The sequence below is a fragment of the Zoogloea dura genome, assembly GCF_012927165.1.
GTDB lineage: Bacteria > Pseudomonadota > Gammaproteobacteria > Burkholderiales > Rhodocyclaceae > Zoogloea > Zoogloea dura.
The window spans coordinates 1-15,908 of the sequence record NZ_JABBGA010000007.1 but is presented as its reverse complement, the minus strand read 5'-3'; the positions used below and the strand labels follow the sequence as shown (position 1 = coordinate 15,908).

Below are 15,908 nucleotides of genomic sequence, written 5' to 3'. Positions count from 1 at the left end.
CCACTCCTACTGCGTGCCAGTTGCCTTGGGGCTTACAGGCACAGTCACGCTCTGCTCTCTCTCCAACGTCATGCGCCGACCCTCGGCTAGCCACAGAAGTCGAGCGGCTTCGTGATGTTCCGGCAACAGGATGACATCGCCCGGAGGTGTTCCGGAGCCACGCGTAAAAATGGGCTCGCCACCCCGCGTGGAACGCACGAGCACTCCGACTACCTCAAGGCGCTGAACGATAGGAAGGATGCGGCCCAGAAGCGGCGCTACATCTGCAATCTCAAGCGCCCCCCGCAGGGCTTCGAGGCTTGGACCATCAACCGGGCCAAGGTAGTGCGCTGCCGTTATCAATCCAGCGACCGCCGACTGGATTGCGACCAGTGAAATCCCCCCTGTTCGCTCAGCGACCAGTGCCGTAACAAGGCCGGCCAGCCGGCCTTCTTCGGCATTTCGAATCATTCCGTGTTCGGAGTACGAAACGTGCCCCGACTGTGCCAAAGACGACATGATGGTCTGCTGGTCCCACGCCTCCAGCACTAGCCTCCGCGTCCGGTACTCGTTATAGGCCCGCATCTCACCCTCTCTCAGCACGCGGAAGGTCTCGCCTGGGTAGGCGATTCCCATCACGTCGGCGGGGTCGAGGATGTAGCGCAGTTCGTCGCGGGTGAGGCCGTAGAGGCGGGCGTAGTAGGCATCGAGTTCGGCACGCAGTCGCGCGCGGCGTTCGGGGTTCCAAACGAAGGGCTGGCCCTGCTCAGCGGCGGGGCGCACGTCATAGGCGGCGAGGTCCTCGCCCCAGGCCTGCAGGTCGTGCGCAGTGTAGGTGAGTTCAAGGACGCGGGGAACAATGAAGGCGAGGTCAGCGGAGGTGTAGCGGTCAGGCGGCAGCACTGGGAACTGCTTCAGGTAGCCATAGGTAAGGTGCGTACCGCCGACCTTCTGGCGAGCCACATAGTCGAAAACCAAGGACTGCCAATTGCTGAGAAGGCAGGCTTGTCTCGCCGCATTGCCAGAGCTGAAGTAGAGGGGCAAGGTGTGACCAACACCGACGCGGGGAACGACCGTTCCGATGACGGTTCGCACCTTCTCGACTCCAGTGATGTCCCGCCAGCCCATCAGCCACCGCGGACTACGGCGGTCCATCCACTCGTCCACAAAGTTGAGCAATGAGCCAATCCTGGCTCCCTCGCTCGATAGGCCATGGAAGGTCTCTTGCCATGCCTGAATTGCCGTCTCCTCCGCCTCCATGAGCGGCGTGTCAGCGTCCTGTTTCGCCCACTTCGTCCAGTTGTTGATGTCCTCGCCACCTCTCGCGCTCCGTAGTGCGCCGAGGAGGGGACGGGCACTTCGGTCGATTTCAGCCATGGCACGCCACTGAGCCTCAGCCAGTACCCTGGCACTACCACCAACCAACTCGTCAGCACAGAGCCGCCGCATCCACTCGCCAGCAAGCCAAGTGGCAACCGCGAACTTGAGTGACTTTTCATCGTCGATCGTGGCACACGGGCCCAGTTGGTGGGTCAGAAGCCAAGCTTTGGCGACGCGGCTAGGTACCCGGGCAATCCGGGCCAGCACTTCGCGCTCGTCCACCCAGTAACGCGGGCGCACAGTGCAGGCGGGGTCGGCCTTCTGCGCGTCGCCCACGTCCGCGGTCTCCACTTCACCCGCAATACCACTCGAGGCATCCACATAGGTCGCCCACCGGTGGTCGAACTGGTGAATCATCTTGGCCTCGTACAGCGGCAAACTCACAGGCTGGCCGGCAACCGAAGGCACATCGGCGAACAAGCCGCTGTCGCTGGACATGTGGAACATGGTCTGGAAGCGGATTCCCCATGGGTTCTTCTCAGGCCGCACGGCTGTACCCTCGGCGTCGGTTAGAGCTTCTTCAATGAGCACTGGCGCGGCGTGGTAAAGCTTCTTGGTCAGTTCCGCATCGCGCTCGCTCCGAAACACCGGGCAGGTACGGGTGTTGGGGTTGATAAGTGCGAATTCGTCTGGGGTCAGCACAAAGCGGCGACGGGGGTCGTGAATCTGCTCGGGCTGACGCGCGAAGAACACGAGCGAGGCAACATCCCCAGAGGCTTCACCGCCTAGCGTCAGCAGCGCAAACCTGAACGCATGGTGCACGGACGGGAAAACGAACTCTTCATTCTCCAGACACAACAAGCTTCGGAGGTGTCCGCCAGTGGCTAGACGCTCAAAGTAGGCTTTGGTGGAATCGTCGGTGGCAATACCAGTTGGCACGATGAAGCCGGCGCGACCGCTGGGTGCCGTGGCCTGCAGGAAGGTCTCAGCAAACAGCGCGTAAGTATTGACGTCGCCCACCCCTGTGAGCGGATAGCGCCGACTGTCGTGGGCGTAAAGGCTGGCCGCTTCGGCGCCACGGCGCGCGGCGATGAAGCTTGCGTACAACGCCATTTCTGCGCGGTTGGGTGGAGTCAGGCCCTCGGCGCGCTCCAGGTCGGGGCTCAAGCGGTGGAGCAGAACGCCTTCGCGTAGCCATTCGATTCGTTGGGTGCGCTCGGCCTTGTTCTTGGCTTGGGCGACCAGCGCGCTGCGGGTAGCAAAAAACTCCTCTTCCTGCAGCTTGATGCGCTCCCACGGCGGGTTACCCAGCATCACGCTGAAACCTCCGCGCGCCGCCACCTGGGGGAAGGCCAGCCACCAATGGAAAACGCTGTGTTGGTGGCACAGCGCTTGCGCGGCGTCTTCCATCTCGACTATGGCCGTTTGACCGCTCATCACGCCCCACAAGTAGCCCGACAGCGGCACCATGTCACCTGCCTCAGCCAGCTTGGGGGCCAGGAAGGCGGCCACGTAGGTGTCAGCCAGACGCCCAAAGGTACTGTGTCGTGCCTCGGCTTCAGCTCTCGACCAAGCCTGGCGCTTGGCTTCGAGGTGCTCGAGGGTGTCGTCGTCCAGGGTCTCGACGCTGACGGCCTGCGCGGCCAAGCCAGACTGAGTCAACAGGTCACCGCTGGCAATCTGGCGCCAACTCTTCAGGTCGGCCTTGTTCTGCTTCTTAAGCGCCTTGGCGACTTCCTTGTCGTCGCCCGAAAGGGCGGTATAGGCCTCGTCGGGGATACCTTGCTCCAGCACCTTGGGGTCCAGAACACCAAGCAGCGCGTCGCCCACGCGCAGATGGTGGTCAATAAAGCTCAACGGCCGGTCGGGGGTGTAGGCCTCCAGCCACAGAGCAGTGCGGGCGAGCTCCACTGCCATTGGGTTCTTGTCCACGCCGTAGATGCAGTGCGCCACCACATCGCGCAGGGCGTGACGGAAGTCGTCCTCGGTAGGGTTTCCTTCCGAGGCGCGCAGTAGAGCCACTTCATCTGCGATGCGACGGGCGGCAGCGAGTAAGAAATGGCCGGAGCCACAGGCTGGGTCGCACACGGTGAGCGCGAGCAGGGCCTTGACCGGCTCCTGCGGGCTCTCGGCCAGAGTACGGACGATGACCGGCTCCAGCGCACTCTTGATGAGTTCCTGCACCAGGCTATCCGGGGTGTAGTACGAGCCGGTGAGCTTGCGGGCGTTGCCGCGGGTAGAGCCCTCCTCCTCGTCGCCGATGAAGCCGAACTTACGTATACCGCCGGTGAGCGTGACCTGGGGAACGAGTTCCAGCAGGCTCTCATACACGCTGCCAAGCTCCTCGGAATCCATGTCACGGTAGTTAACCCGCGACAGCGCCGCACCATCGCGAAAGAAACACAAGCTGAAGAGCGCGGACAGCAGTGCCTGGTTTTCCAGGCGGGCGATGTTGAGGTCAGGGCACTGGGCGGCATCAAACAGGCCCCCTAGGGCGGGCAGGCCCAGCGCGGGCTGTCCTCGGCCCAGTCCACCGAAGGTGATGGTGAGCACCTGCCACAAGTCGGCATGCCGGTCGTAGCTGCGGCGGCGAGCGGCGAGCTGGCGCAGTCGAGTGAGGCTGTAGCCGGCGAGATAGCGCTCGCGGGCTTCCTGCGTGGCTTCGGGCGCGAAGACTAGTTCGCGGTCTTCGATGGTGGCGAGGAATATGAAGCGGTAGATGAGGCGCAGCAGCTGCTCGAAGTAGGCCTGAGTGCTGAGTTCGCCGCTCTCGATGCGGCGGCGCAGTTCGGCGTTGTCCCTGTGGGCGAGAAAGCCGGTGCCGAGGGAACGCAGGGCTTCTGTGACGCCCACCCGCAGGCGGTCGCGGGCGCGGATGCCGTCTTCCTGTGCAGTGTTGCGCCAGCGCTCCAGCGCGCAATCGGCAGGCTCAGCGCCGACCTTGCCAAAGCGAGAGGCGTGAGCGAGCAGCCACAGGGCTGTGAAGTCCGGATAAAGCCCTTCGTTGAAGAGGGCTTCCAGGTCGGCCTCGATGTAGGCCGGGCGGGTCAGGCTCGGGTTGTCGCGCAGGATGCGCAGCTTGAGGCCGTTGCTCACCACAGCCCACAGGCAATCGCCACTAGCGTTGAGGTATTCCTGCGCGAGCAGGAAAGGCGAGCGGCGGCGTACGCCGTCGCCGTGACGGGTGCTGGGTTTGTCCAACGCCTGGTCACTGGCGGCGAAGACCAGTGGCACTCTGCCCTCTCCTGCGGCAAAGCCTATCGGGAATACGCGCTCGTCGAGGGTGACCTGTCCCACCGCGCGCATATCGGCAAAGCCCAAAACTTGGCGGCAGAAGGGTTCGAGGAAATCGCGCACCGTCACGACGTGGCTATCCATGTCGGCGCGCTGCCGCCTAGCGGAGAAGTCTTGCCAGAGGTTCTGCGCAATCTTCCAGTAGCGGCCGATTTCATCGCGCAGCTTGAGGCCGCGGGGGATGTCGTAGTCGGCCTCCGACTGCTCGGCGGCATCGAGATGCGCAACCTTGTTGAGAAAGTCTGGTGCCAGCAGCGCCCCCTCGATGGACAGGGCGGCAAAGGCGAGTTCGTGGTTATTACGGCGAGCCATGTTGTTGTCGATTCCTGTTTACTGGCTTCAGGCCGGGATGAGAACGAAGACGCCCATGATGTCCACCGGCAGGCTCGGCGTAACGCGATATTCCCCCCGCGCATCCGACGCCACCCGCACGCGGCGGTGGTCTTCGAGCAGTTGCTGGGCACGGGCACGGGCGAGTTCTTCCAGCGTGGGCTGAATCCCGGGCAGTTGCGCCAGCGCGCGCTGGATATGCTGGTCGCGCAGCGGCGGCGGCATGTTGCGGGCCGGTTCAGCAGTCATCAACGCGCGAGCGGAGGCTTCTTCAAGCGGTGTGGATTCGTTGCCAGCCTCCAACCCGACGGTGAGCGTCTCCTCACATAGCAGCAAGCGCGACTGCCCCCGGTGACTGACGGTGAGTTGGTGGCGCAGGCGCACCAGTAAGACGGTGGTTCGGGTCTCCACGGCTCCGGTGAAGATGGCCCCAGCCCGAGCAACGGCGTCGAGCGTTGTGTCTGCCTCGATGGAGGCATAGTCCAGCGCGGTTTCAAGCAGGAAGTCCGCCAATACGGATACGAGCGGGTGGGTGCGGTGGATGAACTGCGTACCCGGTGCCGGCGGCTGATGGAAGTCGATGCGCAGCGTGCCGGCGAGGCCCTCGCCTTCCAGGCGCTCACGCACGGCCGCGGGGAGGCTTGAGGCATGGAGTTTCCAGTGAGTCGCAGTGCCTTTGGCCGTCTCTTCTAGCGGCGCGCCGAGCTGCTGGGCGACCCGTTTGATGAAGCGCTCCACATCTGCCTCGCCGCCAAGCACGGCCAGCGTTTTCTGCCATTCGGGCAGTACATCTTCGGGCTTCAGGCGGCGCTGGGCGAACAGGGTGCGGTTCTTGGCTGCCTTTTCGCGCGCGGAGGTCCACGCGGTATCGATGGACAGCTCCGGGTCGCCGAAGTCGAGACCGAGCTGAGGGACGCGGGCCGTAGTCGTGCCCTTACGCAGCAGCACGGCACCAACCAGCGCCTGGGTGAGCTTGCCTTGGTCGTCGGGCATCGGCACCAGAACACCGAGCTCTTTACGGATACTCTCGGCCTTACGCAGGATGACCTGCAGCACAGCGCCGTCGACCGGGTTGTCCTGGCCGTAGAGCATGGTGGTGCGCACTTCGCGCGCTTTCTGGCCGAAGCGGTCGACACGGCCTTCACGCTGCTCGTGACGGGTGGGGTTCCACGACAGGTCGTAGTGCACCACCGCTGTGAAGAGGTTCTGCAGGTTGATACCTTCAGACAGGCAGTCGGTCGCGACCAGGATGCGCGGCTCCGCTTCACCCATGGCCTCCACGGCGGCTTCCCGCTCGGCGGGCGTGAACTGGCCCGTTACCGGCGTTACCTGATGGTTGCGGAAGACAGTGCGCAGATTATCGGCCACATAGTGCGCAGTGGCGATGTAGCGGCAGAACACCACCGGCTGGAAACCAGCTTCGGTGAGCTCCTTGAGGTGGTCGATGAGCTTCTTGAGCTTGGGGTCCTTCGCCGGTCCGGCCAGGCTCTCGGCACGGTCTATCAACTCGGTGAGACGGGCACCATCTTCGGTGCGGGCGCCCGGTTCGATGTCCTGAGTGGAGAGGTCGTCTTCCACGCCATCGAGCACGCGCTCGCGGCCCCGCTCTTCCGCCTCTTCCAGGGTGAGTTCGACTTCTACCGCATCCACGTTGTCAGTTGGCGCCGTACCGTGAAGGCGGGTACGCAACGCATTGACCGCTGCAGCCGGCGACGAGGAGATACAACGCAACAAAGCCAGTGCAGCCCACCAACTCATGCGTTGCTGCAACAGCCCTTTGCCTTCGGCACGCTCGACCAGATCGCGCGCGTAGTCGAGCACTTCATCAAACAACCGGCCCCAATCACCCGTTAGCTTGTAGGTGATTTCTGCAGACAGCCTTTCGGGAAAAACATTGCGGTCCTGCCATTCCTCGATGTCCGGGCGACGACGTTGCACGAAATGATTGGCCAGCTGCTCACGAAGCGGCTTGCGGCTAGTTGAAGGAATGTCCTTCAGCTCACGGAACTCCGGGTGGAGCAGACCAAGTAGGTTGTAGAAGGCTTCCTCATCCCCTGAGTGGGGAGTCGCAGTGAGCAAGACCATGTGGCGCGACGTATCTTCCGCTAACCCCTTGAGCAGAGTGTAGCGCTTCTGCTTGCCCTGGCCGCTGAAGGTACAGGTATGCGCCTCATCGACGATGACGCACTCCGGGCAGGCGCGCTGGAATTCGTCACGGCGGCGGTCGGACTTGATGTAGTCCAAACTGACCACCGTAAAGGGATAAGCCTCGAACACCGACTGATTGGCGGGCAAGCCGCGCTCCAGCCGGTTGGCGGTGGTGCTGCGTACGACCACGGCGTTGATGTGGAAGCGCTGCTTCAACTCGCGCTGCCACTGCTCGCACAAGTGCGGTGGGCACAGCACGGCCATTCGGATGATTTCTCCGCGGTCAAGGAGCTCCCGAACGATAAGCGCAGCTTCGATGGTCTTACCTATACCCACATCGTCCGCAATCAACAGCCGTACAACCTCCTGCTTGAGCGCCATCAGCAAGGGGACGAGCTGGTAGGCGCGCGGCTCAACGGCGATGTTACCGAAGCTGCGGAACGGTCCGGCACCTGTGCGCAGCTTGAGCTGCAGCGCATCACGCAGCAACTGACCGGCGGCAAAGTTGGACGCCTGTTCGGCCGTCGGCCAGGGGAAGGTTGCCGGACCTACCGGGCCCGGCTCGATGGGCAGGTAGATGAGGGTTGCGTCGTCGTCGGTGGCGCCGAGCGGGCGAAGATGGAGCGTGTCGTCCGAGGATTGGGGCAGGACTATCCACTCACGGCCACGGGCGGAGACGAGGGAGCCTGGCTGAAATGTAATGTTTTGCATTCGGAACAAAATTCAGTTTTATCGACTTCTTTTCCCTAAACTAGGCAGCCCACCCTGAAAAACATAAACCCATCTACTATTCCGTATAGAGGAACTCTCAATACGGCTCATGCTTTTCGGTCGAACATCAGCGAGAGGAATGTAGTCACGCCCTTCATGCATGGCTTCGTGCTTAAGACCCTGACCAAGAGGAATCCACTTTCCACACCGAAAGCATTTGAAACGCTTTTGATAGCGATAGACAGGCGATGCTTTAGCATTTTTAGAAGCACTATTAGCATCTAGTTTCTTATTTTCACTTTTCTTGGCCGCGACGGGAGCGGCATAATTCTTCGATGGCGGCGGCCCAGACCTCACATTACGAGTGCTCTCCGCCCCTTCGTCCTCTCGAAGCTCCCCAACCAAAGACAAGTAATCAACGCCATCCACGACTCCTCGAGTAGAAAGAGCCTTCCTTAGAACGTTCAAGTCGAGAACTGGGCCTCTGTCTTGCCTACGAGTAGTACATCTTCTTATAGCGCCGCTTTGAATATCTGCGCTCAACTTCACCTTCTTCGAGGGAGTTTTTCCCCCGTTGGATGCAGGCTTGATAACACCCTGAGCAATAAGGCGCTCGCGTAGCGAAAGATTACTTCCGGGAAAAACAGGTCGTGACAAAGCCGCTTCAGGCTTTGCGGCGGCTAAATTAACACCCTTACTTCTATCCTGCTCTGCAGAGCCATCATTCAATGACTTTTGATTAGCTTGACGGTAACGTGGCGTCAAAAAGTCTGACTTATTCGACGACTCAAAGGTCTTCGGTTCATTTTTATTCAGCAGCGCAAGTAGCTGTTCTTGCATACTCTTACGCATCTTTAACCTCATACACCTAGTCCAAACAAAGCAGAGTGATGCTTAAAAACCTCTTTCCAAGTACTCTTGTCCCTTGCAAACCGAACAACATAATATCCCGCAGCCTCCAAGCATGCATTGATGGCTGCATCCCGCTCGGCCTGAGATTCGGCCTCATGATGCGGACCGTCGATAAAGACAACCGCTTTCCAGTCCTCATAGAAAAAATCAGCGGATGCTTGGCAGCGCTCGATGGTGTGCTGCCCTTGGTCAGGAAGACGATAACCATGCTCACGCACATAGGCCAACCAAGCCTGTTCGAGGGAACTGCCGGAGACACGCTCAAGCTCGCCTCGCTGCTGTTCAGCAGTCCGCCCAAAGCTCCCCGACTCACCCCTCGCGCGTGAAAGCTGGCACAGGATGTCGAGGACCTTGCCATCGTTGTCGGCATCCTGCCGGTCGATGTTCAGATGGTCAGGCTGGTTGTAGTAGGAGAGCAGGCAGCGGTAGCAGCCCGCCTCGCAGATGGGCTTGCCGGCGGGGTCGAGCTCTTCTTCCAGATGCTCACGATCCCAGATGCCCAACTCGGGTCGGCGGAAATGCATGATGGCGAGCGCTTCGCCTGCGACCCTTGCCAAAGCCTCAGGCTCGGTGGCTAGACGGGTTAGCACGCCCGCCCCGCCCTCAGCGGACTCGTAGAAGAGAATGGAACGGCGCAGGTCAGCCTTCGGCAAGGGTTCGGCCATCAGCTCGCTTTCTTCGAGCTGATAGACCGCCTCGATGCCGCGCTTCAACGCATATTGGAGCGTCGCCATCGTTTTGATGCCGAGTTCCTCGAGCGGTCGCACAATGAGCACGTTACGACGGTCTTCCACATAGGGAACGATACGCTGCGGCGGAGTCTTATCAGGCGGGGTATCGGGTTCATCAGCCTCCTCTGCACCACCGACCCAGTGGCCAGTCACCGGGTTAATCATGAAGCCGAGGAGGCTCTTCTCCTTGCGACGTCGCCATCCAAGATTCATCCGCCAGACCGTGGCCGCGGGTCCGTACTGGAGTTCCAGTACCGGCGTGTCGCCTTCCTTCATGACCGCGTGCATGACCTGCAGCCGCGCATCCTGTTCTCCGAACTGGATGGTAGTCTGCATCTCATAGCCTTGGCGGGTGCGCTCCTCTTCGTTGGCGGTGATGCGCTCAGCCCGTTTGGTGGAGACGTTTTCGATGCGGTAGAGGTTTTGCACCGCTACCGAGTCAGCTAACGCTGCGTTACACGACACGCAGCGGTCAGCATCGCGCTGGTTGCGGAAGTGGCCGTAGCCGCAGGCGGGGCAGATACGGGCAACCTCTGTGCTGAGCTTGGCGCCGACCGAGACCTGGTCTTCAGCACCGACGGAAAGCATGGCGCGCACGACGCGATACTGGCTACCCTCGTGGTAGATGACGCTGTAGGGACCAAATTCGGACAAAGCCAGGAAGCGCGGGCGCGAGAGGAAGTTCTCGCGCCCAATCTTGCCTTTGCGCGCTGGGATGTAGGCCATCAGCGGCAAACGTGGGAAGTTATAGCCCGGCAGGAAACCTTGGCTGGCGAGATAGCGGTAGGTATAGAAGTCCGAGTTGGCGGAACCCGACTGCTGCAACAGCAGAGTCTGCTGACGGAAGGCTTCGTCGTGGCGCTGCTTGGCATCGCGACGGTCGCGTTCGCTGGCCGCGGGGTTGTTCATCACCTTTTGGTTGATCTCCATTTGCCGCTTGGTGGCGGCAAAAAGGTCGCGCCATCGGTCTAGTGCCCGGTCAAAGGATTGGAAGGCACGCCGGAAAACCTCGTCGGCGAAGGTTGGCGTGTGCCAAGGCGCTTTCTCCTCGGTGAGTTCGTCCTGGAGCATGCTCAGGACGCGCAGCCCACGATCGTGGGCACGTCTCTGCGGGGTGTCCGCATCCATCTGCTGCCGGTAGTCGTCGGTCAGGGGAGCTGTGGGGTCATTCATGTCGAGAAGACCACGCACGCTGTTGTCGAGCTTCTTGCCTGTTTCGGCAAGCCAGATGGCATGCAGGTGGCTCTGGATGAGTTCGCGGTTGGCGAGGTCGAGCGTGGGCGGATTGACCTGACCATGAACCATACGCACCGGGTCACGGAAAAAGTACTGATCGTGAGGCGACTGGGCTGCGCAATAGGTAATGACTAGCGCGGGCTGCCCCGCCCGCCCCGCCCGGCCGCTGCGCTGGGCGTAGTTGGCTGGCGTGGGCGGCACGTTGCGCATGTACACGGTGTTGAGCGACGAAATATCAACGCCCAACTCCATGGTCGGCGAGCAGAACAACACCGGCAGCCATTCGAGCGGCTTGCCATTTGCAGCCAGCCAGTCATCGCGGTCTTTCTGGGTAAAGCGGAAACGAGCCTCCCGCTCGAGTCGCTCATCCTGTTCGACTTGGGCGGTGTGCTCGCGCGCTTCAAAGTCGAACAAGCGATGCACCGGGTCAGCGAGCATGCCCGCGATGTTGCCGTACAAACTGCGGAAGAAGGTGTTGTCGTCCGCACCCTTCTTGCTTTTGCCCTCACCGAGTGTCCAAAGGAGACCAGTACCGTTGAGCTGGTAGCCTGTGATGCCGAATTCGGTCTCCTCGGATACCACCAAGCCGTAGGACTTGGCTGCCTTGAGCAGCGCCTTGATGACATCCTCGCATTGCTCATCCTTCAGCTTGGCGGCATGCGGGTTATCGCTCTCGTCAGCCTCACGCCAGTTACTGGGCCGTTTCAGTTCCCGGCCGAGCTTGGAGCGCGCACTGCCCGAAACGAGATATTCGACGTTCCGCCGGTCTTCGTCCCGGGGCTTGGCGCCAACGATGAACCAGTTCGAGGAGATAGGAGTCTCGTCCTCCGAGAACCCCCAGGGTTCCCGCAAATTAGCGTAGCTGGCGGTCTTGAGGCGGTCGAGTTCGCTGCGGTCGAGATAACGCGACGAGAGACACAGGCCTTGACGCATGGCATCGAAAAGCATAACCAAGAGCCGCTTGCGAACATCGGAGGACGCTGCCTGCAGGGCGGCGGGCGCCGCTGACCATTCGGCTGTATCAGCGACCAAGTCGTCGAGGTCCTGATACTCAATGTGGACGAGACCTAGCTGTTCGAGGTTGGGATTGTTGAAACGCCAGCCACGACGTAGGTCGAAGTACACCCGGTAGCCGAGGATGGCACGCATGATGTCCTGCACCTGGCGCCGGGCGTTGCCCTTAATGTCTGGCTCCTGCATGTACTCGGCACGGACACCGTGGTCATCACGGTCGAAGCCGAGCGCCTTGAAGACGGCTTCGGGAACCTGCCCCTCGGTAAGGCTGCCGCCGGCTTTCTGGACGGCGGCAAAAAGTGCGGCCCGCTGCAAGAGCACTTGCAGGAAATCATTGAAGTGGCCGACCTGAAGCGCAGCATCCTGACGGTTGTCGGTGAAGCCGAGAACCTTTTTGGCTTCTTCCTTGAGGTGTTCATCTGCCTCGTAGAGGTAGCGCAGCGCGGACAGGGTGAGCATGGTGGTCGCGGAACTCCGCCCTTCACCCGATAGGCCAGTGAGCCGCAGAGATTCCTTACCCGCGGTTGGGTGCACGACCCCACAACGCAAGCAGAAGCCGAAATTACCCGGGATGTACCAACCAGTTGTGCCGTCGCAAGTGTGGCGCCCTTCTGCATCGACTCGGACGTGATGGGGCTGACGCTTCTTGTAGTTCGAGCGCAACTTAAGGTCGCCGTCTTTCTTGGGCTCCAGCCAAGTCTCGGGATAGCGGTCGAGCGTGTCGTTCCAGACGCCTGAGGTGTCGGGCATGAAATAGCCATTCTTGACGTCCTCGTCCTCATGGCTGCGCTCTTCGATGTTGCGGGGATTGAACACCCGTCCGCTTGAGCTGCTCTCGTCCCAGACCGGGATGTACTCCTGTCCGCACTCACGACAGAAATGCAGCGCGTAGAGCCGACGGGCACGGTCGCCCGGAACGAACTGGCTGCCTTCGAGAGTGAGATAGCGTCGACCTTCGGGTTCGAGGGTGCCATACACCTTGCTGCCACCGGAAATGAACTGGTGGAGTTTGAACGCAAAGAGACTTCGGCCTCCCTCAGAGGGTGGCTTGTCGGTGGTCCGGTAGGCGAGCAAAAGGAAGTCCGACAGCACCGCCTTGGCTCGGTCTATCTCGACTCCTGCATCCGTCGCCAGCTGTTTGGCCGCGGCATCCAGGGTGATGGGGCGCGCTCGACGCCATTTGCCCTCGTCACGGGTCAGGCCCAGAGTCAATTCGACCCAGACAGCAAGCGGATGCTGAGCGAGCGTTGTGTAGGGAGCGGGCTCAGGCACTCCGACATCAGCAGCTTCCGCAAGCTGAGGGCGAACATGGTCAACCAGCAGATGCTCGGGCGTGACCCGCTGCAGGGTTTCGGTGATGACGCTGGCCGCCGTGATGCGGGTACCAAAGAGCCTACTGGCCACTTCGGCCACCTTCTCGTTCTTAGCCTGCTCGGTGCCTTCCGTAGCCATCGTTGCGGAAGTGCCGATGCATTGCAGCCGGTCGGCCAGCGCTTCTCGCACACGCCGCACCAGTAGCGCAACGTCAGCCCCTTGCCGGCCCCGATAGGTGTGCAGCTCATCCAGAACAAGGAAACGTAACCCCGTGGCGTTGCGAATCACCGCCTTGTCCTTGTCGTCCTGCCGGGTCATGAGCAGTTCAAGCATCATGAAGTTTGTTAGCAGGATGTCCGGAGGGTTGGCAGCCAGACGCTGACGCTCCTCATCGCTTTCCTGTCCTGTGTAACGGCCATAGGTCACGGGCGGATGGTCGCCGTAGTCGCCCAGGAACTTGCCGAGCTCCTCGAGCTGGCTGTTGGCAAGCGCGTTCATCGGATAAATGACGATGGCCCGAGTGCGTGGAGTCGGGTCAACCGCCTTGGCTTTCAGGATGGCGTCGACGACCGGGATGAAGTAGGCCAGTGACTTGCCCGAACCGGTGCCGGTCGTCAGGACATAGCTCGCGCCGCTCTGGGCGAAGCCGATGGCCTCTTCCTGGTGCTTGAAGAGAGTGAGCGACACACCCATGCTCGAAGCCGACTTACCGGCGCGGAAGATGCGTCCGCACTCGGAGTGCAGCGCGCCGGAAGCAACCAGGGCCTCGACCGTAGCGCCTGTTTTGAAGTTGGGATTAACCTGTACCAGCGGCGCGGGCCAGTAGCGGCCCGAGTCGTACGCACTATCCACGAAGGCCTGGACGTCCTTAGCGTTGATACGGGTAAAGCTACGGGTGAAGGCGGCGTAGTCACTGATCAACTTCACACGAAATTCAAAAACATCCATCCAGGACACCTTCCTTTTTTTGCCGCAGCCAAAGCACGACCTTGATGCTGGTCGCGTGATCTAACCTCGCCCCTTTGTAGCCACTGATTTTACTTGCACAGCTTTGCCGAGAGGGACCAAATACACAGCCAGCAAGGTTTTTCACCACCTCACCCAGGGGCATAGAATTTACCTGTCATCCGCATCTCTGCTTACTCAAAAAGCATTCAACGATGCTAAAACCCGCTCACACTCAATAGCTTGCGCAAGCACCTAGTGAACTTCTTCCAAAAGGCGTCTACTCTCGTCTCTTGGACGATCAGCATGGAAACGCCTGCACCGATGCCGCTGATGAGTTGCCTCTCCCTGGTGCGTATTCCGAGGAAACCGTCCACTCATAACGATCTGAAACCCTCCACGTGTTCCAGCCGCAAACCCTCCACCGATAACAATGCATGCCGCCACGCTCACCCTAACGGGCTTGGGAGCGTTTTCTTTTATCGTATTTGGGGAAGTCCGTGGAGGGCAAAGCCCGGAGCGGACTTCCCCGTACAGCACAATTCTTTCGGCTGCACAATCCTGCTTCAGCGGTAGTCCCTCACCCGCAAGTGCCAGGTGACGGGCGTCTCTGTGGTGGCCCAAGGGATGTGATCGTTGAGTTCAACACCACTCCACCCCTTGCCGAGCACCGGGAACCGACCCTATGGCAACAGCAAGACGTGGACATCTATCTGCAAAGCGTTTGCAAGACGTTCAATGTTGTCGATCGAGATATTTCGTACTTGGCGTTCAACGTGCGCCACGAAGGTGCGATGCAAGCCAGATTCCAACGCGAGATCTTCCTGAGACCATCCCCGTTCCTTGCGGAGGCGAACTATGTTCATCGCAAGGAGCTCACGCGCCGTTGGCGCGCGTGAACTAGACGATGATTCGCTGACTGGCATTGAATCAGTGTCTCGGAATGATGCTTTTAAGTCAGCCGCGTTTACGTCACAATATTGCCCCTCCCGACATATTCAGTTCCTACTGAGTTCACGGAAAACGTCCTCACCCGGCCAACGCGATCATTCGATTAATTGGTCACGCGCCGCTACTGAAAGTCTCGAATCGCAATGTTTATTACTGACGTGTCAGCTCATCATCCTTTCATGTCGGGCCTTCTTGGCACTGGAAAAGATGCTTGGCGGGCGGTGGGTATCACTACGCCCAATGAATGGTTTTACGTGAGTTATGCTGTTTTTACACAGGAAGGGCGTTTTTCCGAAACAGTGATGATTTCCAATCCTGCGAACGAGTTGGTAGCTTTTTTTGATCGGGAGAGCAAAGGTGTTTCAATCGTTGGCATCCAACTCGTTAGCCCGCCGTTTTTGAACGGTTCGGCTCACTGGAAGATGGAGCCATTGATCCGAATCTGGAAAAAGCCGTCCGACCCGTTGGCGCACGTGTATGAGGTCGCTGATGGTAAGCAGTACTGCAGCGCTTACGGCACATGGGACATCTCCGAGTATGAATTCTGGAAGGAGTTCACTTCACTCCAGTGATCGCCCAGAGCCTGGATCTGAATGAGGTGCAGATCTGGATGGTCCGTTCAACACCAAAGATCTGGCGCAACTTGTTCTTGGCGGACGGAAGTCACTTTCTGGATCACCCTCCCACCATATGATCAAGGCGATCGTGTTCGACGTGTTTGGTACCGGCGCGCGTCAAGGTAGTTGTCGCCTCGGTCATGCAGCCAACTGTTGAGTATTCACGTCAGGCAAATGCGTCTTTATGACGGACTCACGTTCCGGGTTGAGCGTGACTGCGCCAATGGGCGACCAGTTGCGCGTATTGCCGGACCAACGCGCCGGGTTGAGTTCGCGAGCCTCGGTGTAAAGAGCATGCCTGGCAGCCAGAATCGCCTGATCCTCACCGGCATGGCGCTGGGCCGGACTGACGTAGCGGATACCGCTGTGACGATGATCGACGTTGTACCACTGGACGAAGCCGGCT

6 protein-coding genes and 1 pseudogene are annotated in these 15,908 nt (G+C 60.4%); 1 reads left to right on the top strand and 6 read right to left on the bottom strand.

What is annotated here, in order from left to right; all coding sequences use genetic code 11:
* Positions 1-6 precede the first annotated feature (6 nt).
* The 5 genes from HHL15_RS10430 to HHL15_RS10410 all read right to left on the bottom strand — a co-directional run bounded on the left by HHL15_RS10430 (position 7) and on the right by HHL15_RS10410 (position 14,800).
* On the bottom strand, positions 7-4,905 hold the full coding sequence (locus tag HHL15_RS10430; RefSeq protein WP_169145706.1) for an Eco57I restriction-modification methylase domain-containing protein: 4,899 nt from the start codon (positions 4,903-4,905) through the stop codon (positions 7-9).
* Between the two features lie 27 nt (positions 4,906-4,932).
* Entirely contained in the window at positions 4,933-7,782 is a 2,850-nt protein-coding gene (locus HHL15_RS10425) for a helicase-related protein (RefSeq protein ID WP_169145705.1), read from the bottom strand.
* Positions 7,783-7,800: 18 nt separating this feature from the next.
* Positions 7,801-8,634: a hypothetical protein gene (locus HHL15_RS10420; protein WP_169145704.1), complete on the bottom strand. Its 834-nt coding sequence runs from the start codon at positions 8,632-8,634 to the stop codon at positions 7,801-7,803.
* Between the two features lie 8 nt (positions 8,635-8,642).
* Entirely contained in the window at positions 8,643-13,937 is a 5,295-nt protein-coding gene (locus HHL15_RS10415) for a DEAD/DEAH box helicase (RefSeq protein WP_169145703.1), read from the bottom strand.
* A gap of 680 nt (positions 13,938-14,617) precedes the next feature.
* Complete coding sequence (locus HHL15_RS10410; RefSeq protein ID WP_235943343.1) at positions 14,618-14,800, bottom strand: helix-turn-helix domain-containing protein; 183 nt, start codon at positions 14,798-14,800, stop codon at positions 14,618-14,620.
* 228 nt (positions 14,801-15,028) lie between these two features.
* Here HHL15_RS10410 and HHL15_RS10405 point away from each other — a divergent pair, with 228 nt between their 5' ends.
* Positions 15,029-15,457, top strand: a complete 429-nt coding sequence (locus HHL15_RS10405) for a hypothetical protein (RefSeq protein WP_148580831.1) — start codon at positions 15,029-15,031, stop codon at positions 15,455-15,457.
* Between the two features lie 183 nt (positions 15,458-15,640).
* Here the strand turns inward: HHL15_RS10405 and HHL15_RS10400 are convergent.
* A pseudogene (locus tag HHL15_RS10400) lies at positions 15,641-15,908 on the bottom strand (IS3-like element ISAzo10 family transposase); the annotation flags it as partial.